Source organism: Mycobacterium sp. URHD0025 (genome assembly GCF_000426065.1).
In the GTDB taxonomy this organism is placed as follows: domain Bacteria; phylum Actinomycetota; class Actinomycetes; order Mycobacteriales; family Mycobacteriaceae; genus Mycobacterium.
The window spans coordinates 1-24,087 of the sequence record NZ_KE384491.1 but is presented as its reverse complement, the minus strand read 5'-3'; the positions used below and the strand labels follow the sequence as shown (position 1 = coordinate 24,087).

Genomic DNA, 24,087 nt, shown 5'->3' with positions numbered 1-24,087 from the left:
ACGCGGGCCGGCATAGTTTCCGGTCCGCAGTGAGAAATCGGCCCCCTCCGTCTGACGGAGGGGGCCGATCTCGTCGGGTCTGTTCCAGCGGACTAGTCCAGGTAGTCCCGCAGCACCTGTGAGCGGCTCGGGTGGCGCAGCTTGCTCATGGTCTTGGACTCGATCTGGCGGATGCGCTCACGCGTCACCCCGTAGACCTGGCCGATCTCGTCGAGCGTGCGGGGCTGGCCGTCGGTCAGGCCGAACCGCAGCCGGACCACACCGGCCTCACGCTCGGACAGCGTCTCCAGCACCGACTGCAGCTGATCCTGCAGCAGCGTGAAGCTCACCGCGTCCACGGCCACTACCGCTTCACTGTCCTCGATGAAGTCACCGAGCTGGCTGTCGCCCTCGTCGCCGATGGTCTGGTCCAGCGAGATGGGCTCACGCGCGTACTGCTGGATCTCCAGCACCTTCTCCGGCGTGATGTCCATTTCCTTGGCCAGCTCTTCGGGCGTGGGCTCGCGACCCAGGTCCTGCAACAGCTCGCGCTGGATCCGGCCCAGCTTGTTGATCACCTCGACCATGTGCACCGGGATACGGATGGTGCGGGCCTGGTCGGCCATGGCGCGGGTGATGGCCTGGCGGATCCACCAGGTGGCGTACGTGGAGAACTTGTAGCCCTTGGTGTAGTCGAACTTCTCGACCGCGCGGATGAGGCCCAGGTTGCCTTCCTGGATCAGGTCCAGGAACGCCATGCCGCGGCCGGTGTAGCGCTTGGCGAGCGACACCACCAGACGCAGGTTGGCTTCCAGCAGATGGTTTTTCGCGCGGTCGCCGTCGCGGCAGATCCACTGGTAGTCGCGGCGCACCTGAGTGGTGAGCTTTTCGCCCTTCTCGGCGAATTCGGCCATCTTCTGGGTCGCGAACAGCCCGGCTTCGATGCGCTTGGCGAGCTCGACCTCTTCCTCCGCGTTGAGGAGGGCGACCTTGCCGATCTGCTTGAGGTAGGCGCGGACGGAGTCGGCCGAGGCCGTCAGCTCCGCGTCCTTGCGGGCCTGCCGCAGCGCCTCGGACTCTTCCTCATCCCACACGAAGTCGCCGGAAGCCTTGTCCTTCTCGGACGGCTCGGGGTGGTCCTCGTCGGCCTTGGCCGCCTTGACCGCGGCCGGCGCGGCGGCCTTGGCGTCCTTGCCCTCTTCGGCGTCGTCGTCCTCGTCGTCGGCGGCATCCTCGACGTCCTCGTCCGTGTCGAGTTCCTCGTCGAGCACGAGTTCGGTGTCGTCGACCTCGAGATCCTCGGGACCTGCTTCGAGGTCGTCGGTGGTCTCGAGTTCGTCGGCGACGTCGTCGGGCTTGCCCGCCACGGCCTTCGCGGCCTTCTTGGCGGGCGCCTTCTTGGCAGGAGCGCGCTTGGTGGCGGTGCCGCCCTCGGCTTTGGCCGCGGTGCTCTTGACTGCCCGCTTGGCCGGGGCCTTCTTGGCGGGAGTCTTGGTAGCGGTGCGCTTCACCGGCTCGTCGGTCGCCGGGCTTGCTTTTGTCGCTGCCACGTACACCCTTTCGGTCTCACAAAATTTCTCGGCGGGCATGGGCATACTCCACCGAAAGCGTCTGCTATCGAATGTTGGCGTTCTTATCGGCTGGGATATTCACCGCTATTCGGTAGGCGGCCGCCGAGGACCATTGTAACGACAGTGTGGGTGTTCACCGTGCCGAGCGGCAAATTTCGGCACGTCGCCGACCGAAAGCGGCAAAGTTACCCGGCGGTAGCCTGCGTGCCGGTGGTCACCAGACTCTCGCTGGCCATGGCCGCACCGACGATACCGGCGCTGTTGAGCAAAGCGGCCGGGACGATCGGGGTGCGGATTTTCAGCAGTGGCAGCCACTTGTCGGATTTACGGCTGATGCCGCCGCCCGCGATGAACAGGTCCGGCCAGATCGCGTTCTCGATGGTCACCAGAACCTTGTTCACCTCTTCGCTCCACCGCGCGTAACTCCACTCCTTGCGTTCCTTGACCGAGGACGCGGCGCGGTGTTCAGCCTCCTTGCCGTCCACCTCGAGGTGACCAAATTCGGTGTTGGGCAACAACACCCCGTTGTGGATCACGGCGGAGCCGATGCCGGTGCCGAAGGTGAGCAGCACCACGACACCGGAGTTGTCCTTGCCCGCCCCGTAGCGCTCCTCGGCGAGGCCGGCGGCGTCGGCGTCGTTCAGCACCCGCACCGGCTGGCCGCCGAGCGCGGCGCTGATCACCTCGGCGGCGTTCACACCGATCCAGCCCTTGTCGACATTGGCCGCCGTGCGCACCATGCCCTCGGTGACGACACCCGGGTAGGTGACGCCCACGCTGCCGGTCCAGCCGAACTCGGCCACCACCGCAGCCACCGTCTTGGCCACCGATTCGGGCGTCGACGGCTGCGGCGTGTCGAGCTTGAACCGCTCGCCGATGAGCTGCCCGGTATCGAGGTCGACGATGCCGCCCTTGATCCCGCTACCGCCGACGTCGACGCCGAATCCGCGGCGTTGGGCTTCGACGGCGGGAACCGGATCTGCCGCGGGTGCGTCGGCTGCGGTCATGGGTGCTCCTTTGTGGGACAGGCGGTGAGCAGGCTGTCGGACATGGTGAGGGACAAACCAAGGCGCGTCCCCACCCTAGTCGCTCGACCTCACACCCGCGGGTGGTCCGGCGCCCACCGCGAAGCGACTTTTCGGGCGGAAGATGTTGCGATAGGGCCGTGACCGACAACAGTTTCGATGCTCCCGCCCTGCGAGTGGTGGCCGAGCAACTCGCCGCCGAAGCCGCCGAGTTCGTCGCCCGCCGCCGCGCCGAGGTGTTCGGCTCCGGTGGCGCAGCGGTACGTGACGACGTGCGCACCGTCAGATCCAAGAGCACCCCGACCGACCCCGTCACGATCGTCGACACCGAAACCGAACGGCGGTTGCGTGAGCGGCTGGCGGTGTTGCGGCCCGGGGAACCGGTCTTGGGGGAGGAGGAAGGCGGCCAGCAGGACGGCCGCCGGGGACTGAGCTGGGTGCTCGACCCGATCGACGGCACGGTCAACTTCGTCTACGGGATCCCCGCCTACGCGGTGTCGGTGGCCGTGCAGTACGACGGGCGGTCGGTGGCCGGAGCCGTCGCGAACGTGCCTGACGGCGAGGTGTACTCGGCCGCGCTGGGCCACGGCGCCGAGGTGGTGCGGGACGGGGTCAGGACCGCGCTGCGGTGCAGCGGCGTGGAGGACCTGTCCATGGCGCTGGTGGGTACCGGGTTCGCCTACGATGCCGGCCGGCGTGGCCGGCAGGCCGGAGTGCTGGCCCAGATGCTGCCCTCGGTGCGTGACGTGCGCCGTATCGGCTCGTGTGCGCTCGATCTGTGCATGGTCGCCGCGGGCCGCTTGGACGCGTACTACGAAGAGGGCGTCCAGGTCTGGGACTGGGCCGCGGCGGCGCTCGTCGCGGCGGAGGCCGGGGCGACGGTGTGGTTGCCGTCCGCCGCCGGTTGCGAGCAGGTGGCCGCGTCCGCGCCGGGCATCGCCGGCGCCCTGCACGGCGCGCTAGCAGGCGCCGGTATGGATCTTTGACAGCAGCGCGGAATCCGACGGCGCTGTGGCGTCCGGCCGCAGGCTGGCCAGCACTGCCTTGATGTCATCGTTGCTGGCGAGCTCGCTGAACTCGGTTCCGAGCGCCAGATCGACTGTGGCGTCGGGCCTTTCGTCCTGGAACAGCTCGGTGCACGGAGCCACCAGCCACACCGCGGCGGCGGCGGTGCGGCCCGACGGGCCGAACCGGATCTGACCCTGGCACTCCAGCCGGGTGTTGGCGTAGATCGGGTCGTTGGCGGCCTCGGGCTGGGCAAAGCCCAGATCGCGAAGCGCACCGGCCACCTCGCCTGCCTGACCGCCCTGGCCGCTCGCATTGAGCACCCGGATCCTGGTCTCGGCAAGCGGTGCGGGTGTGACCTCGGTCATGGCCGAGCGGGCCACTTGTTCGCCGAGCTTGGGCGCCGCCGGATCGGCGGCGGGCGGCGGGTTGTTGCAGACCGTTGCCTCGTGCACATCGGCGGGCTGGCTGAGCGCGATGATCCACACGATCATCGTCACCACCGCAAGCGCGACGAAGAGCACGATGCCGGGAACGAAACTGCGCCGACGGAACGGTCGACCGTGTCGGTCGAATGCTGTGCCATCGGTGATTTGCGCGACCACACATGCACTCTAAGGGCAACGGTGTTCGCTGGCGCAGCAGTGCTCAGACGGTAGTGTGACGTAAATCACACTGAAACGTGTGGCAATACGGGCACGAATAATTTGGGGAATGCGTTCGACGCTGGTACAAAGCTCTGCTGCAAGGTAAGGGAGGGGACACGGACGATGGCTACCGACTACGACGCTCCACGGCGTTCCGAAGCAGACGAGGTTTCTGAGGATTCGCTGGAGGAGCTCAAGGCACGGCGCAACGAGGCGCAATCCGCTGTTGTGGATGTCGATGAAACAGAAACGGCCGAGTCGTTCGAGCTGCCGGGCGCAGACCTCTCCGGCGAGGAACTGTCGGTGCGGGTGGTCCCGAAGCAGGCCGACGAGTTCACGTGCTCCAGCTGCTTCTTGGTGCATCACAGGAGCCGGCTGGCGAGCGAGAAGAACGGCGTGATGATCTGCACGGACTGCGCCGCCTGAGGCGGCTCAGCCGCCCGGGCTGGATTCGCGGCTCAGCCTCCCCAGCTGGATTCGCGGCTCAGCCGCCCCAGCTGGATTCGCGGCTCAGCCGCGGAGCACAGCGAGGACGCGATCCGGATGGCGCGAACTGACCAGCCAATACGGGGTGGGGTCATCCGGATCATCGAGTACCACCAGGACCATCGGGCCAACCCAGGCCCGGTGCACGACGAAGGCGGCAGGATCGAGCTGACGGCCCAGTGCGGCCGACTTGGCGGACCGCGGCACCTCTGCGGTCCGCGAGATGACACTCGTCGGCAGGTGTGCGTCACCGATCCACAACTCGGTGTCGCCGGCGCCGTCGCGCACCACCTTCAATTCGGTCTTGCTGAACCACATCAGCACGGCCCCCGCCACGCCGAACAGCAACAGGTAGGGCAACCACGCCGGAATGGCCGGCGCGGCCAGGCCGATCTCGAACGCGATCACCCCTGCCAGCAGCGCAGCCGGCAGCGACCACCACCACGGCACCCACAAACGTTCGCGGTACTGAACGCTTTGGGTGGTTGCGCGCGTGTCTGACACGCGGCTCAGAGTAATCTGTGACGTCGTGTCCACCTCTCTGGCGGTCGTCCGATTGGACCGCGAACTACCGATGCCCAGCCGGGCGCACGATGGGGACGCGGGCGTAGACCTCTACAGCGCGCGCGATGTCGAGCTGGCCCCCGGGCAACGCGAGCTCGTTCCCACCGGGATTGCCGTGGCCATTCCGCACGGAATGGTGGGACTGATCCATCCGCGTTCGGGTTTGGCTGCCCGCGTGGGTCTTTCGATCGTCAACAGTCCGGGCACGGTAGATGCCGGTTATCGGGGCGAGATCAAGGTTTCGCTGATCAACCTGGATCCCGACACGCCGATCGTGGTCAACCGCGGTGACCGGATTGCCCAGCTGCTGGTGCAGCGGGTAGAACTGCCCGAGTTGGTCGAGGTGACCTCGTTCGACGAGGCCGGCCTGGCCGACACCTCCCGTGGCGACGGCGGTCACGGTTCCTCCGGCGGACATGCGAGTTTGTGATGGCATTCGGAAAACGCAAGAACGACGATTCGGCTGACGACTCCGCTCGTCAGGACGGCGACGAGCAGGTTGTCGAGCAGGCGGTCCCGGCCGACCCGGCCGACGATCTCGACGAGGGTCAGGTGGATGACGGCCCCTTCGACATCGAGGACTTCGACGATCCAGAGGTCGCGGTGCAGGGCAGGCTCGACCTCGGCTCGGTGCTGATCCCCATGCCCGACGGTGGGCAGGTCCAGGTCGAGCTCAACGAGGCCGGGGCGCCCAGCGCGGTGTGGGTGGTCACGCCGAACGGGCGGTTCACCATCGCCGCCTACGCCGCACCCAAGAGCGCGGGTCTGTGGCGTGAGGTGGCAGGCGAACTCGCCGAGTCGTTGCGCAAGGACGCCAGCTCGGTCAACATCCAGGACGGCCCTTGGGGTCGCGAGGTGGTCGGCGCCGGCAATGGCGGCGTGGTGCGCTTCATCGGCGTCGACGGCTACCGGTGGATGGTGCGCTGCGTGGTCAACGGTGCTCCGGAGACCATCGACGCGCTCGTCGACGAGGCGCGAGCGTCATTGGCGGACAGTGTGGTTCGTCGCGGCGATACGCCGATGCCGGTCCGCACGCCGCTGCAGGTGCAGCTGCCGGAGCCGATGGCTGAGCAGCTGAGGTCCGCGGCGCAGCAGGCCGCGATGCAGCAGGCCGCCCAGCAGCTCGCCGCCGCACAGGGTGCGCCGCAGGATCAGCCGCCGGCCGAGCCGGTGGCGCGCCGCAGTGTGCAGGGCTCGGCGATGCAGCAGCTGCGCACCATCACCGGCGGGTAAGTCCCCCCGGTCTCAACCTGCCACGGTGTCGCTGGCGGCCTCCCGCAGCGCCGCCAGACACGCGACGCCAAGTACGCCGGTGTCGAACCCCATCTGTTCGAGGGTGACGGAACGCAGCGCCGCCCGCGGCGCGGCGGCCACCCACTCATAGCCCACCTCGGCCGGATGCACGGGATCGTCGGTGGCCACCGCGACACCCATCGGTACCCGGAGTTGTTCGAGTTCGGCACTGCCGGGCGCACGGTAACCGGCGGCTTCCTCCATCGCCTCGGGCAGAGTCGGCCACTGGCCCACCCAGGAGCGCGCCAGTTCGTCGGCGAGCCACGGCGGGCTGGAGGCACGCATCTGCGCGACCGTGGCGGCCAGTCCGTCCCGGCGCAACAGTTCCGCGGACTGCCGGGCCAGCAGAGCGGCGGGGGCGTGCTGGGATGAACCCGTCCAGGGCGGCAGGGCGGCCAGCACCGCCACGGTGTGGCCCGGGTGGTCCAACGCCCACCGCGCCGCCACGACCGCGCCGATGGACACTCCGCCCACCGCGATGGGACCCGAGCGGGCCGCGTCGTCCAAGGCGTGCAGGTAGCCCTCGACAAGCCGGTCCGGAATCGGTGGCGGCGTCACCACCAGTGCCCCTTCGGCGTGCAGCGCGGCAGAAAAAGCCCGGTAGACGTAGTTGTCGTCGGACCCGGTACCGGGCAGCAGAACCGTTGGGACACCGTGGAGGATGACGCTCATCACACGATCGTGCCTGCCCCGTCAAATCGTCGGCGTGCCGACCCGCACCCCACGTGGCATTCCCTCAACAAGAGGTCTACCGTGGCCTTGGTTGGGCGGATTCACAGAGGATCCGCAGAAGGTCAGGAGAGGCCATGGCTACGGCCGAAGGGTATCTGCGCCGGCTTACGCGACGCCTGACGGAAGACCCCGAACAGCTTGATGTCGAAGAGCTCAGCGACGAAGCCGCCAACACCGGCGCGCTCAAGGCGATCGACGCCCAGCGCGGCCAGGAAGTGACGATGGTCGGCACTCTGCGCAGCGTCGAATGTAATGGCAAGGGGTGTTCCGGCGGCATCAAAGCCGAGCTGTTCGACGGTACCGACACTGTGTTGTTGGTCTGGCTCGGGCAGCGCCGCATCCCCGGTATCGAGTCCGGCTGCACCCTGCGGGTGCACGGCCGGGTCGGCAAGCTGGAGAACGGCACCAAGGCGATTTACAACCCCCGCTACGAAATCCAGAAGTGAGCCAGGCCGAAAAGAACACAGGCAACGCATCTCAACCCCCCGAGAGTGAGCCGGGGCCGGATCCTGCCCATGGCGGCGGACGGGCCGTGCTCGACCAGATGGGTGGCATCAGCGGCCTGATCTATTCGTCGCTGCCGGTGGTGGTGTTCGTACCGGTTTCCACAGCATTCGGGCTGATGCCCGCGATCGCCGCGGCGCTCGGCGTGGCGACCCTGATCCTGATCTGGCGGTTGATCCGCCGCGAATCCGTACAGCCCGCGGTGTCGGGCTTCTTCGCCGTCGGCGTCAGCGCACTCATCGCCTACCTGGTGGGGGAGTCGAAAGGCTATTTCCTGCTTGGCATCTGGAGCTCGCTGCTGTATGCCGTCGCATTCGGGGTGTCGGTGGTGATCAGGCGCCCGGTGGTCGGTTACATCTGGGGCTGGGTGAATTCGCACGACCGGGCCTGGCGGGACGTCCGCCGGGCGGTGGTGGCCTTCGATATCGCCACGCTCACCTGGGTCGCGGTGTTCGCGTCACGGTTCCTGGTGCAGCAGTACCTCTACGACTCCGACCAGACCGGTTGGCTGGGCTTCGCGCGTATCGCGATGGGCTGGCCGCTGACGGCCATCGCCGCGTTGGTGACCTATCTGGCCATCCGGGCCGCACAGCGCGCTGTGCATGCGCAGGACACCGCTCAAAACACCGACTGAGCGCGATCCGCCGGTTAGCGCGGCGCGGGACGCAGCAGCAGTTCGCGCAGTTGGTCCTCGGACTCGGTGACGGCCACGAACAGCAGCTCGTCGCCACCCTCCAGTGGCTCATCGGATTCGGGCACGATCACCCTGGACCCGCGCAGGATGGTCACCAGTGCGGTGTCGCGGGGCAGGTCGAGGCGCTTGACGGGACGGCCGCCCCACGGGGTGTCGTCGGGCAGCGTGATCTCGACCAGGTTGGCCTGGCCTTTACGGAACTCCATCAGCCGCACCAGGTCACCGACGGCGACGGCCTCCTCGACGAGCGAGGCGAGCATGCGTGGGGTGGACACCGCCACGTCCACGCCCCAGTTCTCGTCGAACAGCCACTCGTTGCGGGGATCGTTGACGCGGGCCACCACCCGCGGCACCGCGAACTCGGTCTTGGCGAGCAGGCTGACCACGACGTTCACCTTGTCGTCGCCCGTCGCCGCGATCACCACGTCGAATTCTTCGAGCTTGACCGACTCCATCACGGTGAGCTCGCAGGCATCACCGAGCCGCCAGTGGGCGGCCGGGATGGCATCGACGTCAATATGTTCGGGATTGCGCTCCAGCAGCGTCACGTCGTGGTTGCTGTCGAGCAGTTCGCGGGCGATGGAGCGGCCGACGGCTCCGGCCCCGGCGATGGCAACTTTCATCGGCGCCACTCCTCGCGCTCGTCGTTGACAGGCTTCACGGCAGCGATCATGCGGATCCGAGGTCCTCGCTCGGCGGCAGCGCCGCGATGGCCAGCGCCTCGGCGATGTGCCCGGACACCGCGGCCACGTACACCTGATCGCCGGCCTGGATCACGGTCTTCGGTTCGGGCAGGTAGCCGTTGCCGAACCGGATCATGAAGGCCACGCGGCCGCCCGTGGCCGATTCCAGCTCGGTGACCAGGTGCCCGGCCCAATCCTGGTGCAGCGGAAGTTCGGCCACCCCCACATTGCCCGACGGATCCCGCCACTTGGTGGTCTCGGTTTCCCGGGTCAGCACGTTGAGCAGACGGTCGGTGGTCCACGGCACCGTGGCCACTGTCGGGATGCCCAGCCGCTCGTAGACCGCCGCACGCTTGGCGTCGTAGATACGCGCCACCACGCGCTCGACACCGAACGTTTCCCGGGCCACTCGCGCCGAGATGATGTTCGAGTTGTCGCCCGAGGACACCGCGGCGAACGCGCCGGCCTCCTCGATACCGGCACGCAGCAGCACGTCGCGGTCGAAGCCCATGCCGAGCACCCGTTCGCCGGCGAAATCCGGCGACAGCCGGTGGAACGCGGTGCTGTCGCGGTCGATGACCGCGACCTCGTGGCCGATGCGGGCCAGGCTGTCTGAGAGGGAGGCGCCCACCCGGCCGCACCCCATGACCACTACACGCACCCGATGGTCCTTTCCGGTGGCAGAAACACGCTGTTGCGCTATCCGTGCACCCGGAACGCTACAGCTTTGTCCCGTCTTTTCGTGTTCGGGCTTAGTCTTGGCTCTCGTGTCCAAGCTTTCGACGGCAACGCGCCGATTGGTTCTGGGGCGGCCGTTTCGCAGCGACAAGCTCTCTCACACCCTCCTGCCCAAACGGATAGCCCTGCCGGTGTTCGCTTCCGACGCCTTGTCGTCGGTGGCCTACGCACCCGAAGAAGTGTTTCTGGTGCTCTCCGTGGCCGGGCTCACGGCGTATTCGCTGACGCCGTGGATCGGCCTCGCGGTGGCGGGCGTGATGCTGATCGTGATCGCGAGCTATCGGCAGAACGTGCACGCCTATCCGTCCGGTGGTGGCGACTACGAGGTGGTCACCACCAACCTCGGGCCGACCGCGGGGCTCACGGTGGCCAGCGCCTTGATGGTGGATTACGTGCTGACCGTTGCGGTGTCGATGTCGTCGGCGATGTCCAACATCGGCTCGGCGGTGCCGTTCGTCGGTCAGCACAAGGTGATCTTCGCGGTGGTGGCGATCCTGCTGCTGGCCTCGATGAACCTGCGCGGGCTGCGAGAATCGGGTACCGCGTTCGCGATTCCCACCTACGCGTTCATGATCGGCATGTACATCATGCTGGGCTGGGGACTGTTCCAGATCTACGTTCTGGATCACCCGCTGCGCGCGGAATCCGCCGGTTTCGAGATGCATCCCGAACACGGTGAGGTACTCGGCTTCGCACTCGTGTTCCTCGTGGCCCGCGCGTTCTCGTCGGGTTCGGCGGCACTGACCGGTGTCGAGGCGATCAGCAACGGTGTGCCGGCGTTCCGGAAACCCAAGTCGCGTAACGCGGCAACCACTCTGCTGTTGCTCGGTGTGATCTCGGTGACACTGCTGATGGGCATCATCCTGCTGGCCAAGGCCACCGGCGTGAAGATGGCCGAACGCCCGCACGAGCAGTTGATCGGTGCTCCGCCGGGCTATGACCAGAAGACACTGATCGCCCAGCTCGCGGATGCGGTGTTCCACAACTTCCCGGTGGGCCTGTACCTGATCGCCGGTGTCACGGCCCTGATCCTGATGCTGGCGGCCAACACCGCTTTCAACGGATTCCCGGTGCTCGGGTCGATCCTGGCCCAGGACCGGTTCCTGCCGCGCCAGCTGCACACCCGCGGTGACCGGCTGGCGTTCTCCAACGGCATCCTGTTCCTGGCCTTCGCCGCGATGGCGTTCGTGGTGGCGTTCCGGGCCGAGGTGACCGCGCTGATCCAGCTCTACATCGTCGGCGTGTTCGTATCGTTCACGCTCAGCCAGATCGGCATGGTCCGGCACTGGACTCGGTTGCTGCGCACCGAAACCGATCCTGCCGTGCGGCGGCACATGATGCGCTCGCGCGTCATCAACGCGATCGGCCTGACGGCCACCGGCACGGTGCTGGTAGTCGTCGTGGTGACCAAGTTCCTCGCCGGGGCCTGGATCGCGATCCTCGCGATGAGCGCACTGTTCGTGATCATGAAGCTCATCCACAAGCATTACGACACGGTGGCCCATGAGCTCGAGGGCCAGGACGAAAGCGAAGGCGGCGACATCGTGCTGCCCAGCCGCAACCACGCGGTGGTGCTGGTGTCGAAACTGCACCTGCCGACCAAGCGGGCGCTGGCCTATGCGCGTGCCACCCGGCCGGATGTGCTGGAGGCCATCACGGTCAGCGTCGACGACGCCGAGACGCGTGCACTGGTACATCAGTGGGAAGACAGCGATATCAGTGTGCCGCTGAAGGTGATCGCTTCCCCCTATCGTGAAATCACCCGTCCGGTATTGGATTACGTCAAGCGGGTGACCAAGGAATCGCCGCGGACCGTGGTGACGGTTTTCATCCCGGAATACGTCGTGGGTCACTGGTGGGAACAGGTGCTGCACAACCAGAGCGCGTTGCGCCTGAAGGGCCGGCTGCTGTTCATTCCGAACGTCATGGTGACATCGGTTCCGTGGCAACTGAATTCGTCGGAGCGCTTGAGGGCCTTGCAGCCGCGTGTCACTCCGGGTGACGCGCGCCGGGGATTCCTGGAATGACAGAACTGACGCTGACGACGGGACCCGCGGCCAACGGCGGCAGTTGCGTGGCCCGTCACGACGGGCGAGTGGTCTTCGTCCGGTACGCCCTGCCCGGCGAGACCGTACGGGTCAACGTGTTCGACGAACGCGGTTCCTATTGGCATGCAGAGGTTGTGGAGGTCCTGGAGGCTTCGCCGGACCGGGTGCCCTCGTTGTGCCCGATCGCCGGGGTGGACGGTGCCGGGTGCTGCGATCTGGCGTTCGCCGAACCCGGTGCGGCACGGCGGCTCAAGGGCGCGGTGGTGGCCAACCAGCTGTCGCGGCTGGGCGGATTCAGCTGGCACGACGAGCTGCGCGACGAGCCGCCCGCCGCCGAACCGGTCGATGCCGGTGAGGTCCGCGGCTGGCGGACCCGCGTACGGCTGGACACCACAGCCGACGGCCGGGCGGGATTCCATCGCTATCACAGCGCCGAACTGGTCACCGATCTCGACTGCGGACAACTGCCCGCCGAGCTGACCGACGGCCTGAGCGAGATGCGTTGGACACCGGGCGCGCACGTGCATGTGGTGCTGGACTCCGACGGTCGCAGGCACATCGTGCAATCCGGGCCCAAGGCCACCGGGAGTAAAGGAGCCCGCACCGCCGGCTCCAAGAACGCCACCCGCGTCATCGAGGGTGACTACGAGGCGGTGCAGCGCGTCGGCGGACGGCAGTGGATGTTGCCGGTGACGGCGTTCTGGCAGGCCCATCGTGGTGCGGCCGCGCTCTACAGCGGGCTGGTGGCCGGCTGGTCCGGGCTGCAGCCGGGCATGACGGCGTGGGACCTGTACGGCGGCGCCGGGGTTTTCGCCGCAGCACTGGCCGAGCAGGTCGGGCCGGACGGCCGCGTGCTGACTGTCGACACCTCCCGTGGGGCGTCGCGGGCGGCCCGCAGCGCGCTGGCCGACCTGCCGTGGGTCTCGGTCGTCACCGACTCGGTGCGGCGCGCGCTGTCGGCAGAGAAGGGCCGCCCCGATGTCGCGGTGCTCGATCCGCCGCGCACCGGCGCCGGCCGCGAGGTGATCGACGCTCTGGCCGCCACCGAGGTGCCGAGGATCATCCACATCGGCTGTGAGGCGGCATCGTTCGCCCGCGATGTCGGGCTGTATCTGCGGCAGGGTTATGCGGTGGAGGAACTGCGGGTGTTCGATTCTTTCCCGCTCACCCATCATGTGGAGTGCGTCGCGGTACTGACCCGCTGACCCGGACGAACGGTCCCGTTCACTCCTGGGTGTCGGGGCCCATCGTCGGAGTGGGGAAGTGCGCATAGGTGGCCCGGTTGCCGCCCTCGGCCTTCGATTGGTTCATCGCGGTATCGGCGAGTGCCACGAGGGCGTCGACGACCTGCTCGGTGGGCAGTTCGGTCAGCGGGCGCAACTGGCTGCAGGCCGTGCCGATGCTGGCCGTCAGACGCATGGGCGTGGTGGTGATTGCCATGCGGATCCGGTTGACCAGCGGTGAGGGATCGTTGGTCTTGAACACATCGGCGATCAGGAATTCGCTGTCGGAGACATGGGCCAGCGGCACCTTGTGGCGCACGGTCTCGCGGATGGCCTGAGCCACGGCGACCCGGGCGTGAAGTGTGCTGTGGCTGCCGTCCATGTCGCTGAGCAGTGCCATGTCATCGATGCCGACCGCCACGATCACCAGGTACTGATCGTCGTGGCGGCTGTGGGAGCCCAGCATCGTGGCGGTGTGCATGTCGAAGGCGTCGCGGTTGAGCAGCCCGGTCAGCGGGTCGATCTCGCCCGGGTGCTGGACGCGGTCGGGTTCGATCAACTCGACGGCCATCCGGCAGAGTGACGATGTCCCGAGGATCACCAGAACCGCGACCAACGCGCCGGCGACGCCCAGCCAGGCGTCGGCCAGCGCCACCCGGACCCCGAGAAAGCCCACCACCACACCGGAGGCCAGCCAGGTCAGGTGCAGCACCCGGCGACTGTGCAGGAACGCCGTATAGGCGGTGATCAGGCTCAAGGAACTGGAACCCATGAGGCCGACGACCGGGTCCACCAGCAGGATGCAGGTGGCCGCGATACACGCGGTGCCGATCGACACGACGATCCAGGATTGAGTGCGGCTGGGCCACTGCCGCCGCCACCACCACTGCGCCAGGATCAAGCCGCCGACGCTGACGCCCACCGCCACATACTGAAGGCCGCCGTGCGGACCTTTCGGGCTGGTCAACACCAACAGCGGGATGAGGCTCAACCCGACGATCGTGGCACCGATCGTGCGTTGCATCCGGGTGCGCTTGCCCTGCGCAGCAAGCAGGGCGGTACGCGCGTAATAGTGATCGAATGGACTCAACCCGCACCCCGGACTAATCGACTTCGTCTACACCTTACGTAATCATGGGGGGCGCAGTTTTGTCGCCGGTTTGAGGCGCTGCCACGTACTTCGTCGATATTTGCTCGCGCGCCTCACCTGTTAGCGTGAACCGCAGGTGTGCCGGGAAGTCTGGTCGGCGTTCGATGCATGCTGACCCCAGGAGCCCGATGAGCAATCGCCGCGAAAACAGTCGACGTCTGCTGGCACGTGGGTCATGGCCCGAGTGGCAGCGGGTCTCGGAGCTGCTGCGCACCGAGACGGTCGGCGGGGCATTGCTGTTGGCGGCTGCCGCGGCGGCCCTGGTATGGGCCAATTCACCGTGGTCAGCCGGTTATCACCGGCTCTCGGAGTTCGCCGTCGGCCCGCAGTCCCTGCATCTTGATCTGAGTCTGTCGGCCTGGGCGGCCGACGGCCTGCTCGCGGTGTTCTTCTTCGTCGTCGGCGTGGAGCTCAAGCGTGAGTTCGTCGCCGGTGACCTCCGTGATCCGGCCCGTGCCGCACTGCCCATTGCGGCGGCCGTGGGCGGCATGGTGGTGCCTGCGGCCATCTTCGTCGGGATCAATCTGCTGTCCGGGCACCCGGAGAACATCGACGGATGGGCGGTGCCGATCGCCACCGACATCGCGTTCGCGTTGGCGGTGCTGGCTGTGGTGTCCACGCACCTGCCCGCAGCGCTGCGGATCTTCCTGCTCACGTTGGCCGTCGTCGACGATCTGCTGGCCATCACGGTCATCGCCGTCTTCTTCACCGACCACGTCGCACTCGGGCCGTTGATCGCGGCGCTGATCCCCATCGGAATCTATGCGTTCGCGGTGCAGCGCGGTATGCGGCAGTGGTGGATCCTGATGCCTCTGGCCATCCTGGCCTGGGCACTCGTCCATGCCAGTGGCGTGCACGCCACGGTGGCCGGCGTGGTGCTCGGTTTCACTGTCCCGGTGCTGGGCCGCCATGCCTCGGCCGAACACTTCGAACACCTGGTGCGGCCGCTCTCGGCGGGCTTCGCCGTGCCGGTGTTCGCGTTCTTCGCCGCGGGCGTGACGGTCGGTGGCTGGTCGGGCTTCGCCGATGCGCTCTCGCATCCGGTGACCATCGGGGTGATCGCAGGTTTGGTGCTCGGCAAGCCGATCGGCGTGCTGACAACCACGTATCTGTTGGCCCGGTTCACCCATGCCACCCTGGACGAAGATCTGGCCTGGCGCGATGTGCTCGGTGTCGCGATGCTGGCCGGGATCGGGTTCACCGTGTCGCTGCTGATCGGTGAACTCGCGTTCGGTCACGCCACCGTTGCCGACGACGATGTGAAGATCGCGGTGGTCACCGGATCGGTGGTGGCGGGCCTGCTGGCGGCGGTGGTCCTGGTGTCGCGCAACGCCGCATATCGCCGTATCCACCAGTTGGAAACCCTCGACGCAGACCACGATGGAGTGCCCGATGTCTATCAGCCTCGACAGGACTGAGCCGGGGATGCGTGCGTACACTGGCGGAATGCTTGAACAGGTCCGCGGTCCCGCTGATCTGCAGCACCTGACACAGTCTCAGCTGACTGATCTGGCGCGGGAAATCCGCCAGTTCCTGATCCACAAGGTCGCTGCAACCGGTGGACATCTCGGCCCCAACCTGGGGGTCGTCGAACTCACCTTGGCGCTGCACCGCGTGTTCGATTCGCCGCACGATCCGATCGTCTTCGACACGGGCCATCAGGCTTACGTGCACAAGATGCTGACCGGACGCGCGCAGGATTTCGACACCCTGCGGTGCAAAGACGGTCTGTCCGGATATCCGTCGCGCAGCGAGAGCGAGCACGACTGGGTGGAGTCCAGCCACGCCAGCACGGCACTGTCCTACGCCGACGGCCTGTCGAAGGCCTTCGAGCTGACCGGGCACCGCAATCGCCATGTCGTGGCCGTCGTCGGTGACGGCGCCCTGACCGGTGGCATGTGCTGGGAGGCGCTGAACAACATCGCCACGGGTGGCCGCCCGGTGGTGATCGTGGTCAACGACAACGGTCGCAGCTACGCGCCCACCATCGGCGGGTTCGCGGACCACCTCGCGGGCCTGCGCCTACAACCGGCCTATGAACGCATCCTGGAGGAGGGCCGCAAGGCCGTGCGCGGGCTGCCTGTCGTGGGCGAGTTCTGCTATCAGTGCATGCACAGCATCAAGGCCGGCATCAAGGATGCGGTGGCCCCGCAGGTGATGTTCACCGATCTGGGGATCAAGTACGTCGGTCCGATCGACGGCCATGACGAGCACGCGGTGGAAAACGCGCTGCGCCACGCCCGTGGCTTCAACGCCCCGGTCATCGTGCACGTCGTGACCCGTAAGGGCATGGGCTATGCACATGCGGAGAACGACGAAGCCGAGCTGATGCACCAATGCGGCGTCATCGATCCGGAGACCGGGCTGCCGACGAAGGCCTCGGCACCTGGTTGGACGTCGGTGTTCTCCGATGAGCTGGTCGAGATCGGTGCCAAACGCCGGGACGTGGTGGCGATCACCGCGGCCATGCCGGGCTCTACGGGACTGAGCTCGTTCGGGAAGCGGTTTCCGGATCGTTTCTTCGACGTCGGTATCGCCGAGCAGCATGCGATGACCTCGGCGGCCGGTCTGGCCATGGGTGGCCTGCATCCGGTGGTGGCGATCTATTCGACTTTCCTCAATCGGGCATTCGATCAGCTGATGATGGACGTCGCGCTGCACAAGCTGCCGGTAACCCTGGTGCTGGACCGGGCCGGTGTCACGGGCCCGGACGGCGCCAGCCACAACGGGGTCTGGGACCTTTCGATCCTGGGTGTCGTCCCGGGCATCCGGGTCGCCGCCCCCCGCGACGGTGCGCGGCTGCGCGAGGAACTGGGCGAGGCGTTGGCGGTCAACGATGGTCCGACCGCCCTTCGGTTTCCGAGGGGCGGTGTGGGCGAAGATATTCCGGCGATCCGGCGGCGCGGCGACATCGATGTGCTCGCGGTCCCGGCAGCCGGCCTGACCGACGACGTACTCCTGGTGGCGGTGGGCTCGTTCGCGTCGATGGGCCTTGCGGTCGCCGAGCGGCTGCGCAATCAGGGCATCGGTGTCACGGTGGTGGATCCGCGCTGGGTGCTGCCGGTCCCCGCAGTCCTCGGCGAGCTGGCCCGTGGACACAAACTCGTCGTCACCGTCGAGGACAACGGCGTTCACGGCGGCATCGGCTCGTCGGTGTCCGCAGCGCTGCGGCGCGCCGAGATCGACGTGCCGTGCCGGGATCTCGGTGTCCCGCAGGTCTTCCAGGAACATGCCTCGCGTGGCGAGGTGCTCGCCGAGGTGGGACTGACCGACCGGCACATCGCCCGTCAGATCACGGGGTGGATCGCCGCGATCGGTGCGCCGATGGGCGAGGAAGTCTCGCACCAGGTCGACTAGGGCCTGTCCGGGCGGTGTTCGGCTAGGTTGCAGGCATGGACGCCGAATTGCAGAGTTGGAAGGACGCCGGGCAGTTCTTCGACTACCTGGGCTTCGACATCTTCTACCGGGTCGCAGGAAGCGGACCGAATCTCCTTCTGATCCACGGCTATCCGTTCAATTCGTGGGACTGGTCGCTGATCTGGCCCACGTTGACCGAGCGGTTCACCGTCATCGCGCCCGACATGATCGGCATGGGATTCTCCGACAAACCGGTCGCCTACGGGTATTCGGTGCCCGACCACGCCGATATGCACGAGGCGCTGCTGGATCACCTCGGGGTCGGCAGCGCCCACATCCTGGCCCATGATCTGGGTGTGTCGGTCGGGCAGGAGTTGCTGGCCCGCCACGAGTTCGGCGGACGCGCCTACGGCGCACTGGACATCGAATCGATCACCTGGCTCAACGGCGGACTCTTCAACGAGGCCTACACGCCGCGGCTGATGCAGAAGGTGATGTCACGAACCCCGATGGGCGACATCATGAGTCCGCTGCAGGGCAGCCGATTCTCGCGCCGGCTCGTCGAGCCCACCATCAACGAAATGTTCGGGGTGAACACCAAACCGTCACCGCAACTGATGGACAAGTTCCACCAGATCCTCGAACACAACGACGGAAAGCGGGTCCTGCACAAGGTCGGACGGTTCGTCAACGACCGCTACACCCACCGCAATCGCTGGGTGCGGGCCATGCGGGAGACCGCGGTGTCGATGCGGCTCATCGACGGGCCGTCGGACCCGAATTCGGGACGGCACATGGCGCAGCGCTACCTCGAGGTGATTCCCGAACCCGACGTGATCATGCTCGCGGACGACATCGCGCACTGGCCGCAGATCGAGGATCCGCAGGCGGTGCTCACGCATTTCCTGGCCCACATCGACCGGGTGGGCGGGTGAGTGTCAGTCGTCGGAGCTGAGTGCCTCGGTCAGCACCGGCACCGTCAGCTCCCGCTGCCACGGCCGCACGTTGGACTCGACCAGGAACTCCGACACCGCGGTGGCCACGTCGCCGACGGGATGCCAGTCCCAGCACAGTCGGCGTACCACCTCGGGCGTGATGAGATTCTCCGCGGGTACCGAAACGCGTTCGGACAGTTCGGCCAGCCCGGCGCGCGCAGCTTCGAGCCGGGCCGCTGCCTCGGGCTTGCGCCTGGCCCAGCGGGCCGCCGGGGGCGGGCCGCTCTGGGCGTCGTTGGCGTCGGGCGGGTCGGTGTTCTCCCTGGCCCGGTTCAGTGCGTCCAGCCAGACCTTGGCGCTCTTGCGCTGTTTGGAGCCGCCGAAGACCGGTAGTGCGATGAGTTCGTCGACCGTCTTGGGATCGGCCGTGGCGGCGTTGATGATCGCGGCGTCGGGCAGGATCCGTCCGGGTGCGATGTCGCGGCCGCGGGCGATGGTGTCGCGCGTCGTCCACAGCTCGCGCACGGCCGCCAGCGCCTGCGGGTTGCGTACCTTGTGGATGCCGGAGGTACGCCGCCAGCGGTCGCGCCGGGTGGGTTGTGCCACATAGGTGCGCAGGTACTCGAATTCCTGTGCCGCCCAATCGGATTTGCCCTGCTCCTCCAGAACCGAGGCGATCGCGTCGCGCAGTTCGAGAAGCACCTCGACGTCCAGGGCGGCGTAGTTGAGCCATTCGGCCGGCAGTGGCCGTTTGGACCAGTCCGCCGCGCCGTGTCCCTTCATCAATTGCAGACCGAGCAGCCGCTGCACCATGGCGGCCAGGTTGACTCGCTCGAAACCGGCCAGCCGGCCGGCCAATTCGGTGTCGTAGAGCTTGCCCGGGCGCAGGCCGATCTCGGCCAGGCACGGCAGATCCTGGTCGGCGGCGTGCAGCACCCATTCGTCTCCTGCCAGGGCCTCGGCCACCGGAGCCATCGCGTCGATGGGGGAGCCGCCGTGGTTGACCGGGTCGATCAGCGCGGTACCGGAGCCGGCGCGCCGGATCTGCACCAGGTAGGCGCGATTGGAGTAGCGGAAACCGGAGGCACGCTCGGCATCGATCGCGAACGGGCCGGTGCCTTTCGCGAGAGATTCTGCGGCGGAAGAGATCTCACCTGCGGTGACGCAGAGCTCGGGCACCCCTTCGGCGGGTGTGAGCAGTGGGACGGATTCGTCCTCGGTCTCGGTCTCGACGGTGTCGTCCTCGACAGCGTCGGCGTCGTCAGGGTCCTCTGCACTCATTGTTATGCGCGGGTACGGGAACTGAGGTCGGTGACACCGGTCGGGGGCAAGCCGGCCGCGTGCTCGAGAACTTCGCAGAACGCCTCCACGTGCGGGCCGAGTTCCAGATTGGTGGCGGTCCAGGAAGCCCGCAGCTCGAGCTGGTGGGCCCGCGGCGGGCCGGAGATGTCGCCGTAGCGCACCGAGGTGGTGGCGGTGACCGTCCCGCCCAGCGCGGTGACGTGCTCGGCGCGTGCTTCCAGGGCGTCCACCAGCCAGCTCCAGGCCACCTCGGGCAGCAGCGGGTCGACGGCTTCGGTGGAATCCAGGTCGGCCTGGATATAGGCGACCAGGCGCATGGTGCCGTCCCAGGCCTCGGCCCCGTCGGGGTCGTGCAAGAGGATCAGCCTTCCGAAGGCGTCGCCCTCCGAGCGCTCCGGGATGATCGCCGTTTCGGGATGCCTGACCTCGGCGCCCAGCGCGTAGCTGAAAGGCGCCAGCCGCTGTGGCGGACGTATCGGACCCAGTTCGATTTCGGGCCGTACGGTGGTGGCGTTCATCGCCGCCACCGCCGTCCGGAACTGGGCCGGTTCGGCAGAGGTCACGGCGTTTGACGCTAGCGGATACCGCCAGGACAGGACGCAGGCGCGCCGAAGTCGGGCCGTCACGAACCGGCAACGGTCTGCGCCCGGCGGCACGTGGCACCATAGGAGCCGATGAATACCCGCCGGGAGCTGCCCGATTCCCCTTATCTTGCCGCTGCGAGCGGCCGCACCCCGCACCGTCTGCCGGTGTGGTTCATGCGGCAGGCCGGCCGCTCGTTGCCGGAGTACCGCGCGCTGCGTGCCCAGCACCGCATGCTGGAGGCCTGCTTCGATCCTGATCTGGTCTGCGAGATCACCCTGCAGCCGGTGCGCAGGCACGGCGTGGACGCCGCGATCTTGTTCTCCGACATCGTGGTGCCGCTGAAAGCCGCCGGGATCGGTCTGGACATCGTCCCCGATGTGGGTCCGGTGATCGAGCAGCCGATCCGGTCGGTGGCCGACGTGGAAGGCATGAAACCGCTTGATCCGGCCCAGGTTTCACCGGTCACCGAGGCCGTGTCGATGCTGGTGCGGGAGCTGGGCGAGGTTCCGCTGATCGGTTTCGCGGGCGCGCCGTTCACGCTGGCCTCCTATCTGGTGGAGGGCGGCCCGAGCCGTCACCATGAGCGCACCAAGGCCATGATGCTGGGGGAGCCGGCCACCTGGCATGCGCTGATGAGCGCGCTGACCGATCTGACCATCGCCTTCCTGCAGGCCCAGGTCGACGCCGGTGTCGATGCCCTGCAGGTGTTCGACTCCTGGGCCGGGACGCTGTCGCTGGCCGACTACCGCACCTACGTGCTTCCGCACACCACCCGCGTCTTCGCCACCATGGCCGCCGCAGGCGTGCCGATGACACATTTCGGCGTCGGCACCGCAGAGCTGCTGGGCGCGATGTCAGAGGCGTTGGGGCCTGCGCCGGCCACCGTGGTCGGGGTGGACTGGCGCACGTCGCTGGTCGACGCCGCGGCCCGGGTCAAACCGGGCAGTGCCCTGCAGGGCAACCTCGATCCGGTGGTGTTGCTGGCGGGCTGGCCGGTGGTCGAGTCGGCGGTGCGCCGCGTGGTCGACGACGGGCGTGCCGCGGTGGCGGCCGGAGCGGCCGGTCACGTCTTCAATCTGGGCCACGGTGTGCTGCCGGCGACCGATCCCCGCATCATCACCGAGGCGGTGACGCTGGTGCACTCGCTGTGAGTGCGTCCTATTGCGTTGTCGGCGGCGGTATTTCAGGGCTCGTCGCCGCATACCGGTTGCGCCTGGCGGCCGGGCCGCGGGCGGCGATCACGCTGCTGGATCCGGCCGACCGGCTCGGCGGGGTGCTGCGCACCGAACGGGTCGGCGGGCAGCCGTTCGATGTCGGGGCAGAGGCGTTCGTGGTGCGCCGGCCCGAGATGCTGGACCTGCTCGGTGAGCTCGGCCTTGCGGGCCGTCGGCTCAGCCCCACCGGTGCCCGACCGCTGATCTACAGCGGGGCGCGGCTGCATCAGCTTCCGCAGGGGACCCTGCAGGGCATTCCGGCGCAGGCGTCGTCGCTGCTCGGCCTCGTCGACGACGAGACCGTGGCACGCATCCTCGACGAGCGCTCCCGGCCCCTGCGCTGGACACGGGGTGCCGATCCGTCCGTCGCGGAGCTGGTGGGCGACCGGTTCGGCCAGCAGGTGGTCACGCGGTCCGTCGACCCGTTACTGACCGGCGTGTACGCGGGGTCCTCGGCCACGATCGGGCTGCGTTCGGCAGTGCCGTCCCTGGCGGCCGCACTGGACCGCGGTGCCCGCAGCCTCACCGAGGCCGTGCGTGAGGCGCTGCCGCCACCGTCCGACGCGCCGGTGTTCGGTGCGGTCGACGGCGGCTACACCGTGCTGTTGGAGGAGCTGCGTCGCCGCGCCGACGTGCGGTGGGCCCAGGTGGCCGCGGTGCGAGTGGACCGTCGCAGTCGCGGCTGGTCTGTGCTCGACGACGAGGGCACGAGTTGGTACGCCGACGCGGTGATGCTGGCGGTGCCGGCGCCGCACCTGCCCTCGCTGGTCGAACACATCGCTCCGCGCGCGGCGGCCGCGGCAGGCCGCATCCGGGTGGCCTCGGCGGCGGTGGTGGCCCTGGCGCTGCCGGGCGGGACACCGTTGCCGCAGCAGTCGGGTGTGCTGGTGGCAGCGGGTGAACGCCTCAACGCCAAGGCGGTCACCATGTCGTCGCGCAAATGGGGCAGGCGCGGCAATGTCGAGTTGGTGCGCTTGTCGTTCGGCCGCTACGGCGATGACATCGCTCGGAGCACCGGTGACGAGGACCTACTGGCGTGGTCGGCCCGCGATCTGAACACGCTGTTCGGGGTCACCGTGGATCCGGTGGACAGCCACGTGCACCGCTGGATCGACGCGATGCCGCAGTACGGTCCCGGCCACGCCGAGCTGGTGGCCGAACTACGTGCGGGTCTGCCCCCGACGCTGGCGGTGGCCGGCGGATATCTCGACGGGATCGGGGTGCCGGCATGTGTGGGGACCGCCACCCGGGCGGCCGCGGAATTGGTGTACAGCGGCGTGGCACGATAAGCGCATGGCCAAGCTGGACTACGACGAACTGAACTCCACCATCCGCTACCTGATGTTCTCGGTTTTCGCGGTGCAGCCCGGGGAACTGGGTGAGGAGCGCACCCAGATCACCGAGGAGGCCGCGGCCTTCTTCAAGACCCAGGAAGAGCGCGGCGTGGTTGTGCGTGGCCTGTATGACGTGGCCGGGCTGCGGGCCGACGCCGACTTCATGGTGTGGACCCACGCCGACAACATCGAGGCGCTGCAGGCGACTTACTCGGACTTCCGCCGCGCCACTGCGCTGGGCCGCATCAGCGACCCGGTGTGGAGCAGTGTCGCGCTGCACCGGCCCGCCGAGTTCAACAAGAGCCACGTGCCGGCCTTCATCGCCGGTGAGGAAGCGGGCAACTACATCTGCGTGTATCCGTTCGTGCGCTCCTACGAGTGGTACCTGCTGCCCGACGAGGAGCGCCGCCGCATGCTCTCCGAGCACGGCATGGCCGCCCGCGGCTACAAGGATGTGCGGGCCAACACGGTGCCGGCGTTCGCCCTCGGCGATTACGAGTGGATCCTGGCCTTCGAAGCGCCCGAGCTGCACCGCATCGTCGACCTCATGCGCGACCTGCGGGCCACCGACGCCCGCCGGCACACCCGTGAGGAGACACCGTTCTTCACCGGCCCGCGGATCAGCGTCGAGGATTTGGTCGCCAAGCTTCCGTAGCTTTTTCCTTGCGCGAGCAGACGTAAAACTGCCCATTTCTTGAAGTGCTCCCCGGAAGTTGGACTGAGAAATTCAGTTTCTTCTTCTGGGGAGTACTTTTTTGCATCCTTCTAGTTCGTTGAGTGAGGCTCAACGTGGTGCGGCGGTAGCGTTGTTCGAGCAGGGTCGGGGCTATGGCGCCACGGCGAGGTATCTGGGAGTGAGCCGGGGGCCGGTTCGCGAAATATATCGCCGTTGGGTCCTGCATGGCAGGAAGGTACTGGTGGCAAAACCGACCAAAACGCAGTACTCGTTCGAGTTCAAGCTCGAAGTGGTGGGCAAGGTGATCGACGAGGGTGCGTGTGCGCAGCAGGTAGCTCAGGA

Annotated in this window: 25 protein-coding genes; 15 read left to right on the top strand and 10 right to left on the bottom strand. The window is 67.6% G+C overall.

What is annotated here, in order from left to right:
* Positions 1 to 92: 92 nt before the first annotated feature.
* A complete protein-coding gene (locus H977_RS0128480; RefSeq protein ID WP_029111037.1) occupies positions 93 to 1,529 on the bottom strand; it encodes an RNA polymerase sigma factor in 1,437 nt (478 codons plus the stop codon).
* 206 nt (positions 1,530 to 1,735) lie between these two features.
* The gene (gene ppgK, locus H977_RS0128475) at positions 1,736 to 2,557 is read right to left on the bottom strand and encodes a polyphosphate--glucose phosphotransferase (protein WP_029111036.1); all 822 of its coding nucleotides are present in this window, start codon (positions 2,555 to 2,557) and stop codon (positions 1,736 to 1,738) included.
* A 158-nt stretch (positions 2,558 to 2,715) separates the two neighbouring features.
* Here ppgK and H977_RS0128470 point away from each other — a divergent pair, with 158 nt between their 5' ends.
* On the top strand, positions 2,716 to 3,561 hold the full coding sequence (locus H977_RS0128470) for an inositol monophosphatase family protein (RefSeq protein ID WP_029111035.1): 846 nt from the start codon (positions 2,716 to 2,718) through the stop codon (positions 3,559 to 3,561).
* On the opposite strand, the gene cei is transcribed toward H977_RS0128470, so the two are convergent.
* Positions 3,535 to 4,185 carry an envelope integrity protein Cei gene (cei, locus tag H977_RS0128465; protein ID WP_029111034.1) on the bottom strand — a complete coding sequence of 217 codons (651 nt, stop codon included), beginning with the start codon at positions 4,183 to 4,185 and terminating at the stop codon, positions 3,535 to 3,537. The two genes, H977_RS0128470 and cei, sit on opposite strands and share 27 nt — an antisense overlap.
* Positions 4,186 to 4,350: 165 nt before the next feature.
* On the opposite strand from cei, the gene H977_RS0128460 reads away from it, so the two are divergent.
* Positions 4,351 to 4,653, top strand: coding sequence for a DUF4193 domain-containing protein (locus H977_RS0128460; RefSeq protein ID WP_029111033.1), 303 nt, complete (start codon positions 4,351 to 4,353; stop codon positions 4,651 to 4,653).
* A gap of 84 nt (positions 4,654 to 4,737) precedes the next feature.
* Here H977_RS0128460 and H977_RS0128455 read toward each other — a convergent pair whose 3' ends face one another.
* Entirely contained in the window at positions 4,738 to 5,217 is a 480-nt protein-coding gene (locus tag H977_RS0128455; RefSeq protein ID WP_029111032.1) for a DUF3093 domain-containing protein, read from the bottom strand.
* A 25-nt stretch (positions 5,218 to 5,242) separates the two neighbouring features.
* Here H977_RS0128455 and dut point away from each other — a divergent pair, with 25 nt between their 5' ends.
* Together dut and H977_RS0128445 are read left to right on the top strand one after the other, a co-directional pair.
* Positions 5,243 to 5,707, top strand: coding sequence for a dUTP diphosphatase (dut, locus tag H977_RS0128450; protein ID WP_029111031.1), 465 nt, complete (start codon positions 5,243 to 5,245; stop codon positions 5,705 to 5,707).
* Entirely contained in the window at positions 5,707 to 6,510 is an 804-nt protein-coding gene (locus tag H977_RS0128445; protein ID WP_029111030.1) for a DUF3710 domain-containing protein, read from the top strand. Before dut ends, H977_RS0128445 begins: the two co-directional genes overlap by 1 nt.
* 12 nt (positions 6,511 to 6,522) lie before the next feature.
* Here the strand turns inward: H977_RS0128445 and H977_RS0128440 are convergent, their stop codons facing one another.
* Positions 6,523 to 7,242, bottom strand: a complete 720-nt coding sequence (locus H977_RS0128440) for an alpha/beta fold hydrolase (RefSeq protein WP_029111029.1) — start codon at positions 7,240 to 7,242, stop codon at positions 6,523 to 6,525.
* A gap of 134 nt (positions 7,243 to 7,376) precedes the next feature.
* On the opposite strand from H977_RS0128440, the gene H977_RS0128435 reads away from it, so the two are divergent.
* Positions 7,377 to 7,748 (top strand): OB-fold nucleic acid binding domain-containing protein, encoded by a 372-nt coding sequence (locus H977_RS0128435; protein WP_029111028.1) that lies wholly within the window; start codon positions 7,377 to 7,379, stop codon positions 7,746 to 7,748.
* 98 nt (positions 7,749 to 7,846) lie between these two features.
* Positions 7,847 to 8,440 carry a DUF3159 domain-containing protein gene (locus H977_RS0128430; protein ID WP_029111027.1) on the top strand — a complete coding sequence of 198 codons (594 nt, stop codon included), beginning with the start codon at positions 7,847 to 7,849 and terminating at the stop codon, positions 8,438 to 8,440.
* A gap of 14 nt (positions 8,441 to 8,454) precedes the next feature.
* Here H977_RS0128430 and H977_RS0128425 read toward each other — a convergent pair whose 3' ends face one another.
* Both H977_RS0128425 and H977_RS0128420 read right to left on the bottom strand, forming a co-directional pair.
* Positions 8,455 to 9,123 carry a potassium channel family protein gene (locus H977_RS0128425; RefSeq protein WP_029111026.1) on the bottom strand — a complete coding sequence of 223 codons (669 nt, stop codon included), beginning with the start codon at positions 9,121 to 9,123 and terminating at the stop codon, positions 8,455 to 8,457.
* 46 nt (positions 9,124 to 9,169) lie between these two features.
* Positions 9,170 to 9,844 (bottom strand): potassium channel family protein, encoded by a 675-nt coding sequence (locus tag H977_RS0128420; RefSeq protein ID WP_029111025.1) that lies wholly within the window; start codon positions 9,842 to 9,844, stop codon positions 9,170 to 9,172.
* 106 nt (positions 9,845 to 9,950) lie between these two features.
* Here H977_RS0128420 and H977_RS0128415 point away from each other — a divergent pair, with 106 nt between their 5' ends.
* Together H977_RS0128415 and H977_RS0128410 are read left to right on the top strand one after the other, a co-directional pair.
* Entirely contained in the window at positions 9,951 to 11,948 is a 1,998-nt protein-coding gene (locus tag H977_RS0128415) for an APC family permease (RefSeq protein WP_029111024.1), read from the top strand.
* Positions 11,945 to 13,174, top strand: coding sequence for a class I SAM-dependent RNA methyltransferase (locus H977_RS0128410; protein ID WP_029111023.1), 1,230 nt, complete (start codon positions 11,945 to 11,947; stop codon positions 13,172 to 13,174). The genes H977_RS0128415 and H977_RS0128410 overlap by 4 nt, the downstream gene beginning before the upstream one ends.
* Before the next feature lie 19 nt (positions 13,175 to 13,193).
* On the opposite strand, the gene H977_RS0128405 is transcribed toward H977_RS0128410, so the two are convergent.
* Complete coding sequence (locus H977_RS0128405) at positions 13,194 to 14,282, bottom strand: GGDEF domain-containing protein (protein ID WP_036477626.1); 1,089 nt, start codon at positions 14,280 to 14,282, stop codon at positions 13,194 to 13,196.
* Positions 14,283 to 14,470: 188 nt separating this feature from the next.
* On the opposite strand from H977_RS0128405, the gene nhaA reads away from it, so the two are divergent.
* The 3 genes from nhaA to H977_RS0128390 are packed head-to-tail and all read left to right on the top strand — an operon-like array spanning position 14,471 to position 18,634.
* Entirely contained in the window at positions 14,471 to 15,760 is a 1,290-nt protein-coding gene (nhaA, locus tag H977_RS0128400; protein ID WP_029111021.1) for a Na+/H+ antiporter NhaA, read from the top strand.
* Between the two features lie 28 nt (positions 15,761 to 15,788).
* Positions 15,789 to 17,699, top strand: coding sequence for a 1-deoxy-D-xylulose-5-phosphate synthase (dxs, locus tag H977_RS0128395; RefSeq protein WP_029111020.1), 1,911 nt, complete (start codon positions 15,789 to 15,791; stop codon positions 17,697 to 17,699).
* Positions 17,700 to 17,734: 35 nt separating this feature from the next.
* A complete protein-coding gene (locus H977_RS0128390) occupies positions 17,735 to 18,634 on the top strand; it encodes an alpha/beta fold hydrolase (RefSeq protein WP_029111019.1) in 900 nt (299 codons plus the stop codon).
* A 3-nt stretch (positions 18,635 to 18,637) separates the two neighbouring features.
* On the opposite strand, the gene H977_RS0128385 is transcribed toward H977_RS0128390, so the two are convergent.
* On the bottom strand, positions 18,638 to 19,915 hold the full coding sequence (locus tag H977_RS0128385; protein WP_036477622.1) for an HRDC domain-containing protein: 1,278 nt from the start codon (positions 19,913 to 19,915) through the stop codon (positions 18,638 to 18,640).
* A 2-nt stretch (positions 19,916 to 19,917) separates the two neighbouring features.
* Positions 19,918 to 20,499 (bottom strand): DUF3000 domain-containing protein, encoded by a 582-nt coding sequence (locus tag H977_RS0128380; protein ID WP_029111725.1) that lies wholly within the window; start codon positions 20,497 to 20,499, stop codon positions 19,918 to 19,920.
* Between the two features lie 111 nt (positions 20,500 to 20,610).
* Between H977_RS0128380 and hemE the strand changes: the two genes are divergently transcribed.
* From hemE to H977_RS36290, 4 genes are all read left to right on the top strand, one after another.
* Positions 20,611 to 21,672: a uroporphyrinogen decarboxylase gene (gene hemE / locus H977_RS0128375; protein ID WP_029111017.1), complete on the top strand. Its 1,062-nt coding sequence runs from the start codon at positions 20,611 to 20,613 to the stop codon at positions 21,670 to 21,672.
* Positions 21,669 to 23,024 carry a protoporphyrinogen oxidase gene (locus tag H977_RS0128370; protein WP_029111016.1) on the top strand — a complete coding sequence of 452 codons (1,356 nt, stop codon included), beginning with the start codon at positions 21,669 to 21,671 and terminating at the stop codon, positions 23,022 to 23,024. Before hemE ends, H977_RS0128370 begins: the two co-directional genes overlap by 4 nt.
* 4 nt (positions 23,025 to 23,028) lie before the next feature.
* Positions 23,029 to 23,724, top strand: coding sequence for a hydrogen peroxide-dependent heme synthase (gene hemQ / locus H977_RS0128365; protein ID WP_029111015.1), 696 nt, complete (start codon positions 23,029 to 23,031; stop codon positions 23,722 to 23,724).
* A gap of 100 nt (positions 23,725 to 23,824) precedes the next feature.
* Positions 23,825 to 24,087 (top strand): helix-turn-helix domain-containing protein (locus H977_RS36290; RefSeq protein WP_502691226.1); only part of this gene is annotated, 263 nt, incomplete at its 3' end.

Excerpts from the sequence above, each read along its gene's own strand:
- ppgK (WP_029111036.1), bottom strand. The coding sequence starts at position 2,557 with ATGACCGCAGCCGACGCACCCGCGGCAGATCCGGTTCCCGCCGTCGAA.
- H977_RS0128460 (WP_029111033.1), top strand. The coding sequence starts at position 4,351 with ATGGCTACCGACTACGACGCTCCACGGCGTTCCGAAGCAGACGAGGTT.
- H977_RS0128445 (WP_029111030.1), top strand. The coding sequence starts at position 5,707 with ATGGCATTCGGAAAACGCAAGAACGACGATTCGGCTGACGACTCCGCT.
- H977_RS0128440 (WP_029111029.1), bottom strand. The coding sequence starts at position 7,242 with ATGAGCGTCATCCTCCACGGTGTCCCAACGGTTCTGCTGCCCGGTACC.
- H977_RS0128435 (WP_029111028.1), top strand. The coding sequence starts at position 7,377 with ATGGCTACGGCCGAAGGGTATCTGCGCCGGCTTACGCGACGCCTGACG.
- H977_RS0128430 (WP_029111027.1), top strand. The coding sequence starts at position 7,847 with ATGGGTGGCATCAGCGGCCTGATCTATTCGTCGCTGCCGGTGGTGGTG.
- H977_RS0128425 (WP_029111026.1), bottom strand. The coding sequence starts at position 9,123 with ATGAAAGTTGCCATCGCCGGGGCCGGAGCCGTCGGCCGCTCCATCGCC.
- H977_RS0128410 (WP_029111023.1), top strand. The coding sequence starts at position 11,945 with ATGACAGAACTGACGCTGACGACGGGACCCGCGGCCAACGGCGGCAGT.
- nhaA (WP_029111021.1), top strand. The coding sequence starts at position 14,471 with ATGAGCAATCGCCGCGAAAACAGTCGACGTCTGCTGGCACGTGGGTCA.
- dxs (WP_029111020.1), top strand. The coding sequence starts at position 15,789 with ATGCTTGAACAGGTCCGCGGTCCCGCTGATCTGCAGCACCTGACACAG.
- H977_RS0128390 (WP_029111019.1), top strand. The coding sequence starts at position 17,735 with ATGGACGCCGAATTGCAGAGTTGGAAGGACGCCGGGCAGTTCTTCGAC.
- H977_RS0128385 (WP_036477622.1), bottom strand. The coding sequence starts at position 19,915 with ATGAGTGCAGAGGACCCTGACGACGCCGACGCTGTCGAGGACGACACC.
- hemE (WP_029111017.1), top strand. The coding sequence starts at position 20,611 with ATGAATACCCGCCGGGAGCTGCCCGATTCCCCTTATCTTGCCGCTGCG.
- hemQ (WP_029111015.1), top strand. The coding sequence starts at position 23,029 with ATGGCCAAGCTGGACTACGACGAACTGAACTCCACCATCCGCTACCTG.